Below are 18081 nucleotides of genomic sequence, written 5' to 3'. Positions count from 1 at the left end.
TCTAGTATAATTGCTAATTACGGATGATATATATGCGTTTTCTGCATCACATTGAGTAAATTAGTGATGCAACCTGATAGATTTGCACACCAGCATAGGTAAAAAATTGTAGATTTTCTGCTGGTGATCAAGTCACAGCTAAGGGTTAAGCGTGTAGCAAGCGATCGCTGTTAATCTAATGACAAATAATTTCCACAACTATGAAACGTCGTGATTTCATCAATTGGGTTGGTTTAGGTTCCATAGCTAGTAGCTTACCTATTGCGATCGCAGCCTGTTCTTCACAAACATCAGGTGATTGGCAAACAGTGGGTACTGCCGCAGAATTAGATAAAACTGGTCAATTACTTGCCGAAACTTCGCCTGTGGGTAAACTTTTGGTAGTTGGTACATCTCAAACTGCAAATCTAATTGCTGTTGATCCCACCTGTACCCATAAAGGCTGCACAGTCGCTTGGAAAGCTGAAACGAAAAAATTTGCCTGTCCCTGTCATTTTGCAGAATATGGAGTTGATGGTAGTGTGCAGAAAGGCCCAACTACAAAACCACTGAAAACTTACGCCGCTAAAATTGAGGGTGATTCAGTTGTAGTCAAGAGTTAATAGTCATCGGTCTTTTGTCTTTTGTCAAAAGGCTAAGTAGCTAAACACAATTAATTACACAAACTTAAACCGTAAAACCCTTATCCAAACTAGAAACTCATATGTAAATAATTCTGTGCGATTACTTATATGGAAGGAAATATCAACCAGCTTTTAGTGCAGGCACAGACGGCGTATGATGCAGATGATTGGTCATCGCTGATTCAATATCTGCAACAGTTGATTTTGGTAGAGGATAATCAACATTCAGAGACGGTTAATTCAGAACTCTTGCTGAAATTAGCACTACCTGTTTTAGAAATGGGGGATTTTCAGCAACGCTGGGAGATTGCTAAAGTGTTGGTTCGTTTGGGAAATATTGCGATTGCGCCATTAATTGACATCTTAGAAGATGAAGATGCAGAGGAAGAATTGCGCTGGTATGCAGCCAGAACTTTAGGCGAGTTTCAGCACCCAGATGCGATCGCCTCTTTGGTAGAGTTGCTCAAAACTAGTGAAGATGAAGAATTAAAAGGAATCGCCGCTACAGCCTTAGGACAAATGGGTAGTGACGCGATCGCTGCACTCTCAGAACTTCTACAATCTGAAGATACAAGACTTTTGGCAGTGCGATCGCTTGCTTATATTCGTCGCCAAGAAACCATCACACCACTGTTGAGTGTGGTACAAGATACCCAAGTTGTCGTTCGTGCTACAGCCTTAGAAGCCCTCAGCAGCTTTCATGATCAACGTATTCCACCTGTACTATTACAAGCTTTAGATGATGTGGCGGCTACAGTTAGACGTGTAGCAGTGTTGGGTTTAGGTTTTCGCCCTGATTTAAATTCAGAATTAAATTTGGTGGTGCGGCTACAAACCAAGCTTTACGACTTCAATGTTGAGGTTTGTTGTGCTGCGGCGATCTCCCTGGCGCGGATGGGTGATGATCATGCTGCTACATATTTATATCAGGTGCTAATTTCACTCCACACACCAACAATTCTGCAACTGGAAATTATTCGTGCTTTGATTTGGGTAGGAACAGTATCGGGTTTGGAATATTTACAAAAGGTAATTGAGCAAAGTACATCAGAAACAGTGTGGCAAGAAATTGTCACCGTTCTCGGTAGAGTTGAGAAACCTCAGTTAACCCCAAAAGCCACAGAAATTTTATTAGAATTGCTGCGATTGCATCATCCAGCTATAGAAATTGCCAACATCAAAAGTGCGATCGCCTTATCTTTAGGACAATTAGGTAGTCAGCAAGCAATTATACCTTTAACTACTTTGATGAAAGACTCAAACGAGCAGGTAAAATTACATGCGATCGCTGCACTCAAAAAGCTTTCACCAGAATTTGTACCAATAGAGTCGTAATCCAACGTTCTTGTAGCTGGCTGATGGTATATTTGGTGCGGCGACTGATAATACTGTTACAGCATTTAAAAACCAGCAAGGTTTAGTATTGTTGCTCTAAATACTTAGGCACTCGCAAAGTATTGAGACTGTGATATGGGGGAGAGATAAAGTAATTCTTATTCCTCCCCAATTGTTGTGTTTTCGTTTGATCAGCCATACCGGGAAGAACCTTATTCTCACACGGTTGAGTTTCCTAACTTGAAGGTATTAGAATTTAACTTCACAGCAATTCAACTCAATCGCTTGAACTGGCGCGATTATCTCAATCAACCAAATCCAATAGCTGCGGCCTTGATGGCAAAAATGCAGATTGCAGCCTCAGATCGACCTTAGGAGAAGCTTTGTTGGACTTTTCCAGTCTGCTTGATGTAATCAACTGGTTAGCGCAAAATTGATCACCCAAAGCCTTAAAACAACTGGATTTATACTCAGCACTCTAAAAAGAGAGCTGACAACAACAGCATAGATGTGTAAAGTAGTTGAGGAATATTTACCTTTCCCAACATTCAAGCATCCATCTATGGATAGAAAAACCAAACGTCTGCTGCTGCTTGTAGCTTCCTGTAGTATTGCTGGTGTCATTTTAGGTGGCACTAGCAGCTGGGCAGAGAGCAATCTTTGCTTGCGTGCTAGTCAAGTTACAAGTGATTGCCTGACCCAAGACCCCATTGAAAAAACTATACAAGGAATGAGTACCGGGTTAATCGCCGGAGCAGGGGCAGCTTTCGGTGTAGCATGGAATATGCGCCACGAAGACTAAAAGCGATAATTGCGATCGCGTAGCCATAGACTCACAGGTATAGCTTTACCCTGTGAATCTACCTTAACTTTCACTACTATTGATCGCAATTGTCCGTCTCTTGTTTGACGTACAGCTTGAGAAATATCGCTATTAATTTGTTGCCGTTCTTCATCTGGCACATTATAGTTTTCCACACCATACTGAACATAACCATCCTGATACACACCTCTTAAGGCCGCTTGATTAGTAGCAAGGGATCTGGGTAGATTACTAGTTACTCGTACAGGTCTCCAAGCCCTAGGAACACCACGACTAAAGGATGGTTGCTCTTGTAAAATTACATACAAGTTAGTTCCTGACAGTAATTGTCCGTTCCTCCCGCGATTTCTCCTGAGTAATTCTTGCCAGCCAGATAATCTTCTGAGTGTAGCAATCCGAGATATATTGTAATCAAGCTCTAAAGAATTGCTTTGCAACACATTTCTAGAATTGACGGGTACAGTTTGCAAAATCACTTCTTTGCCTGTGAGGTTAGTATACATTGACAAAAAAGGTACAGCAAAAATGATTCCTGCTTGAACTGCTAAGGGAAGCACTAGCCGCGAACCAGGTAAAGGCTTATTGGCTTTTTGTTCTGTAGCTAACAAATAATCCCGAAAAGTCAGCTTCCCTGAAAATTCAGCTTCGGGAGACAATGATTTATTCTTCGTAGATTCAGAATTTTTGGTAGATTCAGAAGAGTCACTTTTCATGAGCGTAGTCCTAAAAATCAAGGTAGTGAGCAGAATCAAACGAAATTATTAGGACTGACGCAGAGAAACTCTAAAAACGACGATGCAACTGTAGGTCAATCAAGAGGATTTAACATTACCTGAAGACTTAGAAGCAGAACCTAAGCGGCGTTCAAACCAAAGTCCAGCACTAATTAACGCAGAACCGCACATCACAAACACCAGTGATTTGAGCAGAAGTTCAGTGTCATATTCTAGTACGCGACTGATTACTTGCAGGGTTAACAACAGCATACCGCCCCAAAAAGAGCGTCTATCATTTAACTTCAATCCTTCCCGAATTAGTCCCCAAGCTAATACTACGAAAAGTACATTGAAAGCAAAAACCCCCAAATCATCAACGGGATTGATAGCTTGATGCCAGAAAGGTACTATAGCCGTAAAGCCAAGAAATGTCACAATCAAAGGTAGATTGAAGACGGCTTCTCGACGAATTGGGTTATTTCGTTGGCGCAGTAAAAACAACCATTGCAGTACAGCCAACCCGCTGAGAATTCCCAAATCGATAATCGGTCGAGACAGGAATATATTTATGTTACTAGTTGAAGAAGAGAAATTGTTGCTGGAAGTTTGCCACAGCCAACGGAAAGACAGTACATAAAAGACTAGACCGAAAGCTATCAACGACAAATCACGGGCTAGGGGTTGAAATAGCCTGTAATTAATTGTGGGAAATAGCAGGTCATCATAACTCCAGAATAATGCAGGCGGCAATGTAAAAGCAAAAGATGCCACCCAAGGTGCAGTCTCAGAAAAATTGGATAGAGGTAAGGGATCGAGGTTTAATTGTAAAGAACTGGCAAAAATAAAAGCCGCCAGTGCAAAAATCCAGCGAGAACGACAGAAATAGGCTAAGGGTACAAACAACACCCACGACAGCAAAGGCATGTGTTTTACCACGAGTCTTGCCCAATTCCCATCATTTGCAGAATAACGTAAGTCTCCTAATCCTATCCCATACCCAATTTGTATTAGGATAATTCCCATGATTCCTAGGGAATTTAAGGACAGACTGTAAGCCATGACCAAAACACCAAAACCCCAAGCAAAAAATAGTTCTGGAGTTGAACCGTTAATATTGAAAACGTCTGCCATTAGCGCTATGGTTGCGCCTAAAATCATGGCGGCTAAAATTAGCAATCCTTCACCGAGAAGGCGTTGGCTACGTTTTGGTTTTTTGCCTTCAGAGTTGCCAATGGCGGCTTGTCTCCAAGTGTAAAAACCTGTGATTGTTGTTGCCATAAACAAACTCATCATAATGATGAATTTGACATCCCGTGACCATCCTAACCAGTTAGCTGCAACAAAGGTAATGATGCCTAATGTGAGGAGAATACTGCCAATCATCACCGCAGTCATCATCGAGCGATCGCGTGCAGCAGCTTCTAGGTTATTAAATTGATAACGGTCTGCTATTTGTTGATACTGGGAAGAACTAATTAATCCTTCATCTCGCCATAGTTGTGATTCTCGGCGTAACTTCCGCTGAAAATTATCCAATATCATGACCATCTCCAAAGTAATGAGGTAGTATCACGGTCATCGTCAGAATAGCGGTTATTGTATTTTCAGTATGCAGGTAAAACACTGCATAGCATTGTTCTTGTGTAACAGTTTGATTAGGATTAAAAACAAGTATTGTTACTGAAAAATATAATGGAAAAGCCTTCCAATTTATTACTTAAACTTTCACGGCGTTTATTTGAAAGCTTAGAGGAACAAGAAAAATTTATCGCAGCGTTAGTTAATCCCCAATTTTTTTCACCGTCTATTCTTTGGTGTCAGCCAAAACCAGAAATTTCACCTTTTTTAGTAGAAACACCTTTAATTTGGCAACCACAATTTATCGACCGATTAGCTTTAGGGGAAAAACCAGGTCAACATACCCTACATAATCAAGGATATTTCTATTGTTTAGATTTTTCTTCTGTATTTTCAGCTTCTATTTTGTTAGCAATTACTCAGTCAATCCATACAATTTTTGATATGTGTGCGGCTCCAGGAGGTAAAAGTATATTTGCCTGGAAAGCTTTGGAGCCAGAATTACTGATTAGTAACGAAGTGATTGGTAAACGTTTAGGTATGTTAATTTCTAATTTAAAGCGTTGCCAGATTAACCCATCTATTGTAGTTAACAGAGATTCGAGTATTTTTGCTGAAAGTATTCCCGCATCGACTAATTTAGTAATTGTCGATGCTCCATGTACGGGGCAATCTTTACTAGCTAAAGGCGAAAAAGCACCAGGATGTTTTCATCCCACTGCAATTAATAAAAGCGCCAATCGTCAAAAACGGATTATTGCTAACTCTGCTCAAATTGTCGCTTCTCAAGGTTATCTTGCCTATATGACATGTACTTATTCGCCAGAAGAGAATGAGCAAGTTTGTGAATGGTTTTTATCCCGCTTTCCCCAGTTTAAAGCAGTTAAAGTTAGCCATTTACAAGAGTATCAATCGCATCTAACTACTATTCCTTGTTACCGCATGTTTCCGCAAAATCGATTAGGTGCTGGCGCATTTGCTGTGCTGTTTCAAAATACTGCTGAGGGTGAAAGTCAGCAGTTAGATTTAGGCGCTTTGTCTGCGGTGTGGATGAATAGTAACAACAATTGTGCATAAAAATGCACGAAATTCTATGGGAAACGAACCGCAAAGGACACAAAGGACACAAAGAAATTATTAATATTTAGGAGAATTTTCATTTGGCTTCAAATAAATTCAAAATTTCTTCAGGTAAAGGTGCATCAAAATCATCAGATACAGTAAACTCTCCCGCACATAAACCAAACGGTCGTAGCGGTTTGTTAGTACTTTGAATTGGTTTTAATTCAGCAATCTCTTTATCTGCCTGAATAATAATAAAACTTTCACCTGCCTCAACTTGATTGAGTTATTTTAAGGGATATTGTCGGATTTCATCAACTGTGATTCTCTGCATTTGAGTAATTCAATGTATTAGCAATAGTATATGAATTTGTGCAATCTGTTTACAAAAGTTAACTTTTTGCTGTAGACCTTTTTATTTGGATTTAGCCCACTTTATTAATATGTCATTTAATAAACTATTATCTTTCACATAGTCCAAAAAAAATTTTCGCTCTTCTACGGGTAAAGTTGTTGATGCAATAATAAATGCACGTTTACACCATATATCCATAATTGTATAACTTTCCTTAAGTTCACGAATCCAGTCACCCATATTTTGGGAATAAGCACTTAATAAAATTTCTCTTCTCAGGCTTGAAGGAGAATTCTGATATATAGCAATTATCTGACTGGCATTATTTAGTGACGAATTTCTAGCAAAAAGGCTCATTAATGATATTTGAAAATATTCATTTGATTTAATTATATCTGTGTATAAAATGTTTATTATTTTACTACCTAATATTTTCCAATTACCACTATAGTTATTGTTGATTGATATTAAATAATGGCATATATCGCTGATTGCTGGCGTTAAAGAATCAATATTGTCAAGACAGAACTCAACAGCAGATGGAATACCTACTTGTGAAAGTCTTCTTAGAAACCATCTCAGGCGAGTATAATTTGGTTCATCATTATTTAAATAATCAGACAATATCTTATCTACAAAAAATTTGCTGAAAATATGTAGCTGCTCATCATTAATGTTCTGAATACTTACAGTTGTATATGGATTACTTGATGAATACATTTTTATTATATTAATAATACTTTCTTCATAACTATTAATAGGTTGATCCTTAGTCATTAAAGTACAACGCTGTTTTAATTCATCAGATGTATATATTTTCGTCTTTTGCCTCTGTAATATTAACCTTTGTTGTTTATCTAGTATTTCTGCCATCTGATAAATGATAATTCTTGCTTCTTGCTTGCTGTTACAAAATATAATAATATCATCAACAAAACGACAAAAATCTATACCTTTTAAAGATAAGCTATTGTCTACAGGAATTAGTGAAAGCTCTCCTAATAAATGAGTAGCATGTGGCCCAGTAGGAATTCCTCTAGAAACTTTTGCTGTTACACTTTCTAATAAATTCATCAACCACTTTTTTACCTGATTAGGAAATCCAGATTCAATTAGCTGATTTTCAATATTATGATGGTAGATTTGATTATAAAAATCTGCAATATCTAAAGAGACTGCGTATTTATAATTGAAGCTTTTTTGTTCACATGTTTTCCAAAATTCTAACCATGAAATATTAGGGTTATACAAACTCCCATCATTTTGTGGATTGAATCTGTAACTAAAAACTTTATTGTCTGATGTAGGAATTCTTCTATTTTCAATAAGCTGACCAAATTCGTAAATAATTGCTGTTAATACAGTGTGATCTAATGGATCTAGTTGTGTTGCAGTCCTATATGAAATTTCATCCTTGGGTACTATAAATCTTCTAGAAGGATTATGTTGATAGTTACCTAAATCTATGTCTTTAAAGCGATTTATCGCTTCGTCTTCGACTTCATTAAGAATATCAAACTCTACAGGCTTAGGAAATAAATCTGTGTCGCTATACTTAAACACATGATTTAAAGACCATCTCAGTGAATTTTCTTGAAGTTTCATAATTTATACAGTCAATATAAATATCAAATTTAAATTAGTTCAATAAATTCCGCATTAACTTAAATAAGCCTTCAATCCAAAATAAACGATGGGTTAGGCAAAGCCGTAACCCATCCTACAAATTTCTTCTAAAAAATAGTTAACCCAAAGCAGACTTTAACTCACTCTGCGCCTGTTCCAAGGCTTCTGGCAATTTGCTGTCATCGCGTCCGCCGGCTTGGGCTAGATTTGGTCTACCGCCACCACCACCGCCGCAGATTTTAGCGATCGCACCAACAAATTTTCCGGCTTGCAAACCTTTCTTGTTCACTTCTTGACTAAATGCTGCAACTATGCTGACTTTACCAGCTTCGGGAACAGAACCGAGTACTACAGCACCGTTACCGATTTTTTGCAGTAAACGTTCCGCCGCAGTTTTCAAGGATTCTGGGTCAACGCCTTCGAGTTGGGCAACAATGATTTTATGGTCGCCTACGGTTTGGGCTGTTTCTAGCAAACTGTCAGATTTAGCGATCGCTAATTGTCCTTTCAGCGTTTCTAGTTGCTTCTCGGCGGTTCGCAATTCAGTTTGCAGAGTAGTGATTCTATCTGGTAGTTCTTCGGGTTTAACTTTAAAGCGATCGCTTAAATCTTTGACTACTTTATCCCGAACATTTAGGTAATCTAGTATCGCCGGGCCGGAAACTGCTTCAATTCGCCGCACCCCAGATGCAACACCAGCTTCAGAGATAATCTTGAATACACCAATCTCAGCAGTATTACTTACGTGCGTACCTCCGCATAGTTCCATCGATACGCTGGGAAAATCGATGACGCGGACTTCATCACCGTATTTTTCGCCGAACATGGCAACAGCACCCCTAGCTTTTGCCTCGGCTAAGGGTAGTATTTCCACGTTGGCGGAGTGCGCCTCAGAAATCCAAGTGTTCACCTGTTCTTCGACTTGTTGGACTTCCTCGGCTGTTAAAGCACGGGGACAGTTGAAGTCAAAGCGCAATCTGTCGAAGGAAACCAGCGAACCAGCTTGAGATATTCCCTCATCGACAATTTTCTTCAACGCTGCTTGGAGTAAGTGAGTTGCAGTGTGGTTGGCTTGGGCGCGACGACGACAAGCAGCGTCAATTTGAGCGGTGACTGTATCACCTACACGCACAGTTCCCCGTTCGATGCGTCCGAAGTGGACGAAGAAATCAGATTCTTTCTTCACATCTTCAACGCGAACTACAATACCATCGCCGGAGATATAACCGCGATCGCCAATTTGTCCCCCAGATTCGGCATAAAATGGGGTTTGGTTGAGGACGATTTGCACCTCTGTCCCGGCTTCGGCTTCTTCTTGGGCGACACCATTGACTAGCAAAACTTCTACTTTTGCCGTCGCCGCAGCTTGGGTATAACCTAAGAAATCCGTAGCGTGGATGTGTTCTGCTAATTTGTCGAGGGAACCTTGCACGGTTAAATCGATGGTTTCGTGAGCGGCTTTGGCACGTTCCACCTGTTTTTGCATTTCGATGTTGAATCCAACTTCATCAACAGTCAGGTTGTTTTCTTCCGCGATTTCTTGGGTGAGTTCTAAGGGAAAACCGTAGGTATCGTACAAAGTGAAAGCACTTTCACCACTGATTTCGGTTTGTCCTTGCTGCTTCACCTGTTGGATAATTTCTTCGAGAAGTTTTTCACCTCTATCCAGAGTTTTGAGGAAATTTGATTCTTCTCGTTCGAGTTCAGCTTTGATGGATGCTTCCCGTTGACGCACATTGGGATAAGCTGATTCCGAAAGAGCGATCGCAGTTTCGGCTACTTGGGTGATAAAGTTTCCTGAAATGCCAAGTAATCGGCCGTGACGCACTACCCGCCGAATCAATCGCCGCAGTACGTAACCTCTTCCCACATTAGAGGCGCGGATTTCATCAGCAATCATGTGGACGACAGAACGCACATGATCACCAATAACTTTTAACGAAACTTTGGTTTTCTCATCGCTAGAATGGTAATCAATGCCAGCAATTTGCGCTGCTGTTTGAATAATTGGGAAAATTAAATCTGTTTCGTAGTTATTCGGCACTTTTTGGAGGATTTGCGCCATTCTCTCCAAGCCCATGCCAGTATCTATGTTTTTATTTTGCAGTGGTGTTAAATTACCGGAAGCATCCCGGTTGTATTGCATGAATACCAAGTTGTAGAACTCGATAAACCGGGTGTCGTCTTCTAAATCAATATTATCGTCGCCGCGTTCGGGGTGGAAGTCGTAATATATCTCCGAACAAGGGCCACAGGGGCCAGTGGGGCCAGATGTCCAGAAGTTATCATCTGCACCCATGCGTCTAATTCTGGCTTCTGGTATACCAATTTTGTCGCGCCATATTCCAAAAGCTTCATCATCTTCTTCAAATACACTTACAACTAAGCATTCTGGTAGTAAACCAAAAACTTCTGTGGAGATTTCCCAACCCCAGGCGATCGCTTGTTCTTTAAAATAATCACCAAAGCTAAAGTTACCCAACATTTCAAAAAACGTATGGTGGCGTTTGGTGCGTCCGACGTTTTCGATATCGTTGGTACGAATGCACTTTTGTGATGTGGTGGCTCTTTTAAATTCTGGTGTGCGCTGTCCCAGGAATATCGGCTTAAATGGTAACATCCCCGCGATCGTCAGCAGCACGGTTGGATCTTCTGGTACGAGGGAAGCACTGGGGAGAATTTGGTGTTCCCGTTGAGCAAAGAAGTCAAGAAATATGGTGCGAATTTCGTTACCGCTGATGTGTTGGGGATTAGAAGACATGGGTGAACTGAAGTATAAAGTATGAAGTATGTAGTGTGAAGTATGAAGTTGCCGTTTGTTTTCTCGTACTTCTTCCTTCACCCTTTCTCTGGATAAAGTATGGCGCAGGAGAGAACATCCAACAAAGCATGAACATCTCTCCCCTAGCCTCTATTTTGGCATTTTGTTCCGTTTTGCTGCTAGTAATTTTTACTGCTCTAAGCCTGATTAGGGAGTACTACCTCCTATTCGTCAACAGACATCCTTTCGGTGAAGGGTAACAGACATAGCTTTATGATTATGCTAGAAAATTTCTTGGTAGAAAAAATGTGCGATCGCAAGTACGCCATTATAGGAACAGGCGCATTAGGTGGGTTTTATGGTGCCAAACTGCAAAAGGCTGGTTTGGATGTCCACTTTTTACTCAAGAGTGATTACGAACACGTTAGTCAATTTGGTTTAATCGTCGAATCTAAATATGGCGATTTTACCCTACCACAAGTTAAAGCATATAATGACGTGACAAAAATGCCACAATGCGATGTGGTAATAATTGCACTCAAAACAACACAAAATTATTTACTATCGAGATTATTACCACCTGTGGTTAAACAGAACGGGGTGGTATTGGTATTGCAAAATGGATTAGGTATAGAGGAAGAAGTTGCTCAAATTGTTGGCAATGTCAACATTATTGGAGGCTTATGTTTTTTATGTTCTAACAAAGTAGGGAAAGGACACATCCGCCACTTAGATTATGGACAAATTGTTTTAGGTGAATACACTCTTAACTATCAGAATGCGGGAATTACTGGCATAATACAGCAAATTGCCAATGACTTTCAAAATGCTGGCATATCCATTGAATTAGCTGAAGACTTACTATTAGCACGTTGGCAAAAATTAGTATGGAATATCCCCTATAACGGGCTGTCTGTCATTCTTAACGCCAAAACTGATGAATTAATGGCAGATTTATATACTCGCCAATTAGTCGAACAATTAATGTATGAAGTAGCTATAGGTGCAAAAGTTACCGGACGCATTATCACTGATGCCTTCATTCAAACCATGCTCGATTACACAGTTAAGATGAAGCCTTATCGCACCAGCATGAAAATTGATTATGATGAACGCCGTCCCTTAGAAGTAGAAGCAATTGTTGGTAATCCATTACGCATCACACAAGCAGCAGAGGTTTTTTTACCGCAAATTAGCTGCTTATACAATCAGTTGAAGTTTTTGGATAAGAGAAATCAAGCCTAATCATTTTAGAGTTATTCTGTATGACTTAAGGCAAAAATCTATTTTGAAATGATGTCAGTTGTACATCAACCGCACTTAGATAAACTTGATCTTGCAAAATTTGATCTGGTATTTGGTTGGCATTAATAGCAGCTTTAACCAAATCTTTTGCTTTAAGATTACCTCTTTGGTGTTGTAATATCAAAGTGCTACCACCAGGAATGCCTTGTGATTTTAGATTACCTTGATAAGCAAGATAAACAAGATTAAAAGGTTTAACTACATGGGAATTACTGATGTTACTGCGTGACATGTACGAGTTAATGGATGTAGTGATTACTCGACCATGTGTTGGACTAGCAGTAAAACCAGCATCGAGAGATTTTTTGTTTGCGTCCGGTTGAGCAGATGCCATTCCTGCGGCAAGAATTACGGAAGCGATGGTAAGGAAAGAAGCTGTTAAAGTTGAAAATTTCATGGGTTTATACTTAATTTTAGATTTAAGAGTGATTCACAAATATTCAAGAGTACAAACATTTCTGACTTATAACTTTAGACTTGTTGTACTTACTTCACTCGACTAAGTAGAAAGGTGCAAATAAACCGAACTATGTAACGGAAAGTAAAGTAGCTTGAAAAGCTCTTCCCTTCTGCCTTCTGCCCTCTGCCTCCTGCCTTGTCATAACGACAATTTTTAACACCTACCTACTTAGTTGAATGTTGCTCAACCAAATGAGCCATGATTGTAGAATTTACCTACAGTGTAATTTTGACTAATTACAGAAAAATACTGATCAGCATTAAGTTAATTCAAATATCCGAGAAAAGCCCTTCTATGGGGCGTTTCCGTCTATCGCTGCGTTTATTCTCTGATCCTATGCAGCTATTAGACGCTTTCTTAATAATAATTTAAGGCGATCGCCTGATTTAGGTTCTATCACCTGAGTGGTAATATTATTCTTCTGGAGTAAAGCACGCAACTCCTCTGCGGTACCCACATCCTTTAAAAAGTTCACTAACAATCCCTCATAGATTGTGTCTGCCTTGGCTGCTGTCGGTAGTATAAATTGTGGTTGCAACCATTTTGCGACTTCCAAGGCGCTGTTTGTACCTCTAATAATTGCCCCGATTAACGGCAATGCCAAGTCAACTGTTGGCGTAATTACCACATCCACAGGTGCAAATTTTTTCAGTTGTGGTGAATGATATCCATGTGGCTCGTAGTAGAGCGTGAAATTCGTTTCTAATTCTTTGAGCAAATAACTATTTTCTACAAGAGTAGGCCCAATCGGGGAACCAGGCAAAGCCATAACTTCTACTTGATTATTCAACGTGAAAGTTTTACTGTGAGCCAAAGATGTCACAGATGTGTAACCCAACTCTTGAGCGACTTTGGCTGCATTAGGTGAAGCCACAACAGGAATTTTATGGTCGAGTTGCTTTAATGTTGGCAGATGTGTATGGTCTGGCAAACCTTGAGACAGCAATATCAAATCGATATGTTCTGAAATTAATCGTTCTTGTTTCAAAGAACCTTTAAACAGCCAATCTACGCCAAAACTTAAAGAACCAACTAGCCAAGGGTCAACTAATATCCGTTGATAGCCAATTTCAATTAGCCAACTATTATTGTCCAACCAAGTTAAGTACATAGCCCAACCGAAGATAACACCTACCTTTATTATCAATGAGGTTATTGGATATTAGTTCTTATTAACAAAGAACTAATATCCACCAAGAAAATTTTACTCAGGACTGAGAACGCTGCTCAACCTCTGCTACCGCTAACAGAACTTTTTCAAGGCAATAGAAAACCATACTTTTTCAGTACAGCCTTAGCTTCATTACTCGATAAGAATTGGGCAAACTCCTTGGCAGCAGTGGTATTCTTACTACGTTTGACCACAGCCATTGGATAAACTATCGGGGAGTGGTATTTATCATCAGCAGCCACAACTACTTTTACTTTGTCAGAAATTTTGGCATCAGTAGCGTAAACTAAACCTGCATCAGCATTGCCACTTTCTACCGCAGCCAAAACTTGACGCACGTTGTTGGCATAAACCAGTTTTTTGGTAACTTGCGGCCAAATGTCTAATTTTTGCAGAACTTGCTGCGCGTATTGACCAGCAGGGACACTTCTTGGTTCGCCAATAGCTATCCGTTTGATTTTTGATTCTTTCAGATTGTAAAAGCTTGTAATGCCAGTAATATTTTTAGGTACAACCAATACAAGGCGGTTTTTAGCCAAAACCGAGCGAGTACCTGGAAGCAAAAGTCCTTTTTGTTCCAAAGCCGCTAGTTGCTTTTGAGCGGCTGAAATAAAAATATCTGCTGGTGCGCCTTGTTCAATTTGTTGTTGCAATGCACCAGAAGCCCCAAAGTTATAGTTCATGTTGACATTGGGTTTACTTTGTTGATAGAGAGGTTTAATTTCTTCTAGTGTGTCTTTTAAACTAGCAGCAGCAGAAACGAGTAAAGTTACGTTCGACTGCGCTGTTACAGCAGAAGGTACAATTAATGTTGAGCAAACAGCTAGTAACAAACTAGCAACTGCAATACCAAGAAAGGTAAGAATTTGTCTTCTTTTCATAGAGAAAGGGTGTAGCAATAGATTCTTCTGCAATTTGATGGCGCTTGGTAGGATCATACCGAGCGTCATTCCAATTTTTACCAACCTAATTGGTAACATTATGCCAAGAAAAGAACAAGGATGGATCACATTTCAAACATCGGAAGAGGAGCGGAAAATTCTCGAAGATTTCTGTCACGACTCTCAGCGAACTAAAACCGAAATTCTCCGAGAACTAGTGCGTGGTCTTCACAAGCATCAAGCATCACAAGCATCTATACCAACCAAACAGGTCAATGAAGAAGATTCTGAAATACCTGTGGTAGAAATTAGTAGTCGAAAGAAGGCTTTAAAAGTTAGCTCTCGCAATATTCTCAAAGGTGTCGTCAAAAAAGTGGTCACTGGAGCCGTTAATTGTGAGGTGACACTAGAAATTGTTCACAAAGTTGAGCTAACTTCAATGATTACCAAAACATCCGCAGAAGATTTGGGATTAGCTGAGGGAGAAGAAGCCTATGCTGTGATTAAATCTAATGATATTGTGATTGCTAGAGAATAAAGAGTAAATTTTTGTTTTCTCAAAAATTCTGCCGAATTCTTACAAGTAGTAGCAATTGTAGATCCTAATTTTTCCGCTGACCTTCTTATTCTTAAGTCAAGAATTGCTTGATTCATAAAACTCCAAAAAGCAAAAGACTCAAGTATTACTACTTGAGCCTTTTCTAAATGAAATAGCTGAGACTAATTGATTAATCACAGCACCATTTTTTTATCAACCCGTTTAACTTAATAGCGGCTACGTCCACCATAGCCACCGCCGTTTCCTCTGTTACCACCAAAGGAACCACGGTCTTCTCTAGGCTTGGCCTTGTTAACTTTAAGGTCACGACCCATCCACTCAGCACCGTCAAGCGCTTCGATGGCTGCTGTTTCTTCAGCATCTGTACCCATTTCTACAAAAGCAAAGCCGCGTAGGCGACCTGTTTCACGATCAGTAGGGATCTGAATGCGCTTTACAGAACCATATTCTGCGAAAACACTGTTCAGAGCATCTTGTGTAACTTCGTAAGAGAGGTTACCTACGTAAATTGACATAAATTTAATCCGAAATCGCAAGTTTGCAGAGATTTAGATTTCGGGAGAAGTCTGTAAATACCAAAAGGAAAATGCCCATCAATACTAAAAACAAACGCTATCGCCGAATCAACTCTCACACCTCATCATTACACAAAATGCTAGTGTTAGGAATAAAAAAAGAAAACCTGTAACAAAACGATATGTAAGCCCGCGATCGCTCTGTCTTCAGTATTTCTACAATTAACACTCGATTGTAGCGATCGCTACATTTTACCAACTTATCTGGTATTAATCTATTCACAGCCTTGGGCAAACAGCTATATAAAGGTTTTGGGCTTGCAATCCAAGAAATTTCAGATTTCTATGTATTTAAATAATTTAGTGTTAAATACCAACTTTTTATATGTTAAGTTGGTAAATATCTAAAAAATATTTCTTCTTATTTTCCAATATTTCGATTCTATGAAACTATGCCACAGGACTTATCACCCCTTTGGATATCACTGAAAACTTCATTATTGGCAACCTTTATTACTTTTTTTGTTGGTATTGCTGCTGCCTATTGGATGTTAAGTTATCGCGGTAAAGCCAAATCTTTGATTGAGAGTATCTTTGTTGCACCACTAATTTTGCCCCCGACAGTTGTAGGCTTTTTGTTACTGTTATTTTTTGGGAAGAATGGGCCTGTGGGGAAACTCATGGAGCCTTTTGACCTGACTATTGTCTTTACTTGGTATGGTGCAGCGATCGCTGCAACTATAGTTTCCTTCCCATTAATGTATAAAACTGCACTGGGAGCTTTTGAACAAATTGATGATAATTTGCTGCGGGTAGGGAGAACCCTAGGTGCGAGTGAATTACAAATCTTTTGGCGAATCAGTTTACCTTTAGCTTTACCAGGAATTTTAGCAGCCACAACTTTGGCTTTTGCCCGTGCCTTGGGTGAATTTGGCGCTACATTAATGCTGGCTGGCAATATTCCCGGACAAACTCAGACTATTCCGATGGCCATTTATTTTGCTGTGGAAGCGGGAGCAATGGATGAAGCGTGGTTCTGGGCGATCGCGATTATGGTAATTTCGCTATCGGGGATTTTTGCAGTCAATTTTTGGCAGGAAGTCAGAGGTAAAGGGGGATGTAAAGACACGAGGACACGGGGACAGGGAAGACGACTTACTAAATCTTATTCTTTATCTGCGGCTGCTTCAGAAGTTGGGCTGTTTGTAGACATTGAAAAAAAATTGCCCAGTTTTCATTTGCAAGTGTCTTTCAGTAGCAACGAGCAACCACTGGGATTATTGGGAGGTTCAGGCGCTGGTAAAAGTATGATTCTGCGTTGCATTGCGGGAATAGAAACGCCAACTAGAGGACGGATAGTCTTGAATGGTAGAGTCTTGTTTGACTCCGAAACCGGAATTAACGTACCCAGCCGCGATCGCCGCATTGGTTTTTTAGTCCAGAATTATGCTCTGTTCCCCAATATGACGGTGGCACAAAACATTGCTTTCGGTTTACCCAAGGGATTATCTGCAGGAAGTGTGCGGCTACAGGTAGAAGAACAACTAATTACGATGCAGTTGCAAGGATTAGGCGATCGCTATCCGCATCAACTTTCGGGAGGTCAACAACAACGAGTAGGTTTAGCCAGAGCATTGGCTAGTCAACCGGAAGCATTACTTTTAGATGAGCCGTTTTCAGCACTCGATACACATCTGCGTAGTCAATTAGAACAGCAGATGACAGAAACTTTGGCAGATTACCAAGGTGTGGCTTTATTTGTCACCCATAATATGGATGAAGCTTACCGAGTTTGCCCAAACTTGTTGGTGTTGGAACATGGTCAAGCAGTGCATCACGGTTCCAAGTATGATATTTTTGAGCATCCTGCTAGTGTGAGTGTTGCTCAATTAACTGGGTGTAAGAACTTCTCTCATGCTATTATCCAGCATGTACAACAAGTGCAAGCCATTGATTGGGATTGTTACCTCGAAGTTTTAGAACCAATTCCAGACAAACTATCTCATGTTGGCATTCGCGCTCATCAACTTATCTTTTCCCATGATTCATCTCAAACCAATACTTTTCCTTGTTGGCTAGTAAGAACAAGTGAAACACCCCATAGGATGACATTATTTTTAAAGCTACATACTGCCCCTAATAATTGCCAAGACTATCATTTGCAAGCCGAAGTTTTTAAAGAGAAATGGGTGCAGATTAAAGACCAACCTTTCCCCTGGTATGTGCGTTTAGACCCTCTGCGTTTAATTTTGATGGAGAGCTAGTATTATAAATGAAAAGTAAAAAGGCAAAAGAAAGAATTATTACTCTC

General features: G+C 39.9%; 16 protein-coding genes and 1 pseudogene. 8 read left to right on the top strand and 9 right to left on the bottom strand.

The genetic code is table 11. The features are described 5' to 3' along the window. The first annotated feature begins 200 nt into the window (after positions 1–200). The 4 genes and pseudogenes from IQ259_RS13145 to IQ259_RS13130 all read left to right on the top strand — a co-directional run bounded on the left by IQ259_RS13145 (position 201) and on the right by IQ259_RS13130 (position 2760). A complete protein-coding gene (locus IQ259_RS13145; RefSeq protein WP_193885367.1) occupies positions 201–602 on the top strand; it encodes a ubiquinol-cytochrome c reductase iron-sulfur subunit in 402 nt (133 codons plus the stop codon). A gap of 129 nt (positions 603–731) precedes the next feature. Beyond that, a complete protein-coding gene (locus IQ259_RS13140) occupies positions 732–1958 on the top strand; it encodes a HEAT repeat domain-containing protein (RefSeq protein WP_193885365.1) in 1227 nt (408 codons plus the stop codon). Positions 1959–2129: 171 nt separating this feature from the next. Next, positions 2130–2330: pseudogene (locus IQ259_RS13135) on the top strand (flagellar assembly protein H); the annotation flags it as partial. A 190-nt stretch (positions 2331–2520) separates the two neighbouring features. Further along, positions 2521–2760: a hypothetical protein gene (locus tag IQ259_RS13130; RefSeq protein ID WP_193885417.1), complete on the top strand. Its 240-nt coding sequence runs from the start codon at positions 2521–2523 to the stop codon at positions 2758–2760. On the opposite strand, the gene IQ259_RS13125 is transcribed toward IQ259_RS13130, so the two are convergent. Then, complete coding sequence (locus IQ259_RS13125; protein WP_193885363.1) at positions 2757–3494, bottom strand: GDYXXLXY domain-containing protein; 738 nt, start codon at positions 3492–3494, stop codon at positions 2757–2759. The genes IQ259_RS13130 and IQ259_RS13125 overlap by 4 nt on opposite strands. Positions 3495–3593: 99 nt before the next feature. Then, complete coding sequence (locus IQ259_RS13120) at positions 3594–5039, bottom strand: DUF2157 domain-containing protein (protein WP_193885361.1); 1446 nt, start codon at positions 5037–5039, stop codon at positions 3594–3596. 150 nt (positions 5040–5189) lie between these two features. Here IQ259_RS13120 and IQ259_RS13115 point away from each other — a divergent pair, with 150 nt between their 5' ends. Continuing rightward, positions 5190–6152: an RsmB/NOP family class I SAM-dependent RNA methyltransferase gene (locus tag IQ259_RS13115; protein ID WP_193885359.1), complete on the top strand. Its 963-nt coding sequence runs from the start codon at positions 5190–5192 to the stop codon at positions 6150–6152. 400 nt (positions 6153–6552) lie between these two features. On the opposite strand, the gene IQ259_RS13110 is transcribed toward IQ259_RS13115, so the two are convergent. Continuing rightward, entirely contained in the window at positions 6553–8097 is a 1545-nt protein-coding gene (locus IQ259_RS13110; RefSeq protein WP_193885357.1) for an RNA-directed DNA polymerase, read from the bottom strand. Positions 8098–8236: 139 nt separating this feature from the next. After that, positions 8237–10879, bottom strand: a complete 2643-nt coding sequence (gene alaS, locus IQ259_RS13105) for an alanine--tRNA ligase (protein WP_193885355.1) — start codon at positions 10877–10879, stop codon at positions 8237–8239. Positions 10880–11185: 306 nt separating this feature from the next. Here alaS and IQ259_RS13100 point away from each other — a divergent pair, with 306 nt between their 5' ends. Then, on the top strand, positions 11186–12124 hold the full coding sequence (locus tag IQ259_RS13100; RefSeq protein ID WP_193885415.1) for a putative 2-dehydropantoate 2-reductase: 939 nt from the start codon (positions 11186–11188) through the stop codon (positions 12122–12124). Positions 12125–12149: 25 nt separating this feature from the next. On the opposite strand, the gene IQ259_RS13095 is transcribed toward IQ259_RS13100, so the two are convergent. The 3 genes from IQ259_RS13095 to modA all read right to left on the bottom strand — a co-directional run bounded on the left by IQ259_RS13095 (position 12150) and on the right by modA (position 14696). Next, positions 12150–12581, bottom strand: coding sequence for a hypothetical protein (locus IQ259_RS13095; RefSeq protein ID WP_193885353.1), 432 nt, complete (start codon positions 12579–12581; stop codon positions 12150–12152). Positions 12582–12978: 397 nt separating this feature from the next. Beyond that, on the bottom strand, positions 12979–13755 hold the full coding sequence (locus IQ259_RS13090; protein ID WP_193885351.1) for an MBL fold metallo-hydrolase: 777 nt from the start codon (positions 13753–13755) through the stop codon (positions 12979–12981). 146 nt (positions 13756–13901) lie between these two features. Continuing rightward, on the bottom strand, positions 13902–14696 hold the full coding sequence (gene modA, locus IQ259_RS13085) for a molybdate ABC transporter substrate-binding protein (RefSeq protein WP_193885349.1): 795 nt from the start codon (positions 14694–14696) through the stop codon (positions 13902–13904). 100 nt (positions 14697–14796) lie between these two features. Here modA and IQ259_RS13080 point away from each other — a divergent pair, with 100 nt between their 5' ends. Next, entirely contained in the window at positions 14797–15234 is a 438-nt protein-coding gene (locus tag IQ259_RS13080) for a molybdopterin-binding protein (protein WP_193885347.1), read from the top strand. 227 nt (positions 15235–15461) lie between these two features. On the opposite strand, the gene IQ259_RS13075 is transcribed toward IQ259_RS13080, so the two are convergent. Together IQ259_RS13075 and IQ259_RS13070 are read right to left on the bottom strand one after the other, a co-directional pair. After that, positions 15462–15770, bottom strand: coding sequence for an RNA-binding protein (locus IQ259_RS13075; protein WP_193885345.1), 309 nt, complete (start codon positions 15768–15770; stop codon positions 15462–15464). A 115-nt stretch (positions 15771–15885) separates the two neighbouring features. After that, positions 15886–16053 carry a hypothetical protein gene (locus IQ259_RS13070; RefSeq protein ID WP_193885343.1) on the bottom strand — a complete coding sequence of 56 codons (168 nt, stop codon included), beginning with the start codon at positions 16051–16053 and terminating at the stop codon, positions 15886–15888. Between the two features lie 169 nt (positions 16054–16222). Between IQ259_RS13070 and modB the strand changes: the two genes are divergently transcribed. After that, the gene (gene modB / locus IQ259_RS13065; RefSeq protein WP_193885341.1) at positions 16223–18034 is read left to right on the top strand and encodes a molybdate ABC transporter permease subunit; all 1812 of its coding nucleotides are present in this window, start codon (positions 16223–16225) and stop codon (positions 18032–18034) included. The last annotated feature ends 47 nt before the right edge of the window (positions 18035–18081 follow it).

This window comes from Fortiea sp. LEGE XX443, assembly GCF_015206815.1.
Classification (GTDB): Bacteria; Cyanobacteriota; Cyanobacteriia; order Cyanobacteriales; family Nostocaceae; genus Nostoc_B.
Note: the sequence above shows the minus strand (reverse complement) of the source record. Positions and strands in the feature narration are given on the sequence as shown.

Excerpts from the sequence above, each read along its gene's own strand:
- IQ259_RS13130 (WP_193885417.1), top strand. The coding sequence starts at position 2,521 with ATGGATAGAAAAACCAAACGTCTGCTGCTGCTTGTAGCTTCCTGTAGT.
- modA (WP_193885349.1), bottom strand. The coding sequence starts at position 14,696 with ATGAAAAGAAGACAAATTCTTACCTTTCTTGGTATTGCAGTTGCTAGT.
- IQ259_RS13080 (WP_193885347.1), top strand. The coding sequence starts at position 14,797 with ATGCCAAGAAAAGAACAAGGATGGATCACATTTCAAACATCGGAAGAG.
- IQ259_RS13145 (WP_193885367.1), top strand. The coding sequence starts at position 201 with ATGAAACGTCGTGATTTCATCAATTGGGTTGGTTTAGGTTCCATAGCT.
- IQ259_RS13140 (WP_193885365.1), top strand. The coding sequence starts at position 732 with ATGGAAGGAAATATCAACCAGCTTTTAGTGCAGGCACAGACGGCGTAT.
- IQ259_RS13095 (WP_193885353.1), bottom strand. The coding sequence starts at position 12,581 with ATGAAATTTTCAACTTTAACAGCTTCTTTCCTTACCATCGCTTCCGTA.
- IQ259_RS13125 (WP_193885363.1), bottom strand. The coding sequence starts at position 3,494 with ATGAAAAGTGACTCTTCTGAATCTACCAAAAATTCTGAATCTACGAAG.
- IQ259_RS13090 (WP_193885351.1), bottom strand. The coding sequence starts at position 13,755 with ATGTACTTAACTTGGTTGGACAATAATAGTTGGCTAATTGAAATTGGC.
- IQ259_RS13115 (WP_193885359.1), top strand. The coding sequence starts at position 5,190 with ATGGAAAAGCCTTCCAATTTATTACTTAAACTTTCACGGCGTTTATTT.
- alaS (WP_193885355.1), bottom strand. The coding sequence starts at position 10,879 with ATGTCTTCTAATCCCCAACACATCAGCGGTAACGAAATTCGCACCATA.
- modB (WP_193885341.1), top strand. The coding sequence starts at position 16,223 with ATGCCACAGGACTTATCACCCCTTTGGATATCACTGAAAACTTCATTA.
- IQ259_RS13110 (WP_193885357.1), bottom strand. The coding sequence starts at position 8,097 with ATGAAACTTCAAGAAAATTCACTGAGATGGTCTTTAAATCATGTGTTT.
- IQ259_RS13100 (WP_193885415.1), top strand. The coding sequence starts at position 11,186 with ATGTGCGATCGCAAGTACGCCATTATAGGAACAGGCGCATTAGGTGGG.
- IQ259_RS13075 (WP_193885345.1), bottom strand. The coding sequence starts at position 15,770 with ATGTCAATTTACGTAGGTAACCTCTCTTACGAAGTTACACAAGATGCT.
- IQ259_RS13120 (WP_193885361.1), bottom strand. The coding sequence starts at position 5,039 with ATGATATTGGATAATTTTCAGCGGAAGTTACGCCGAGAATCACAACTA.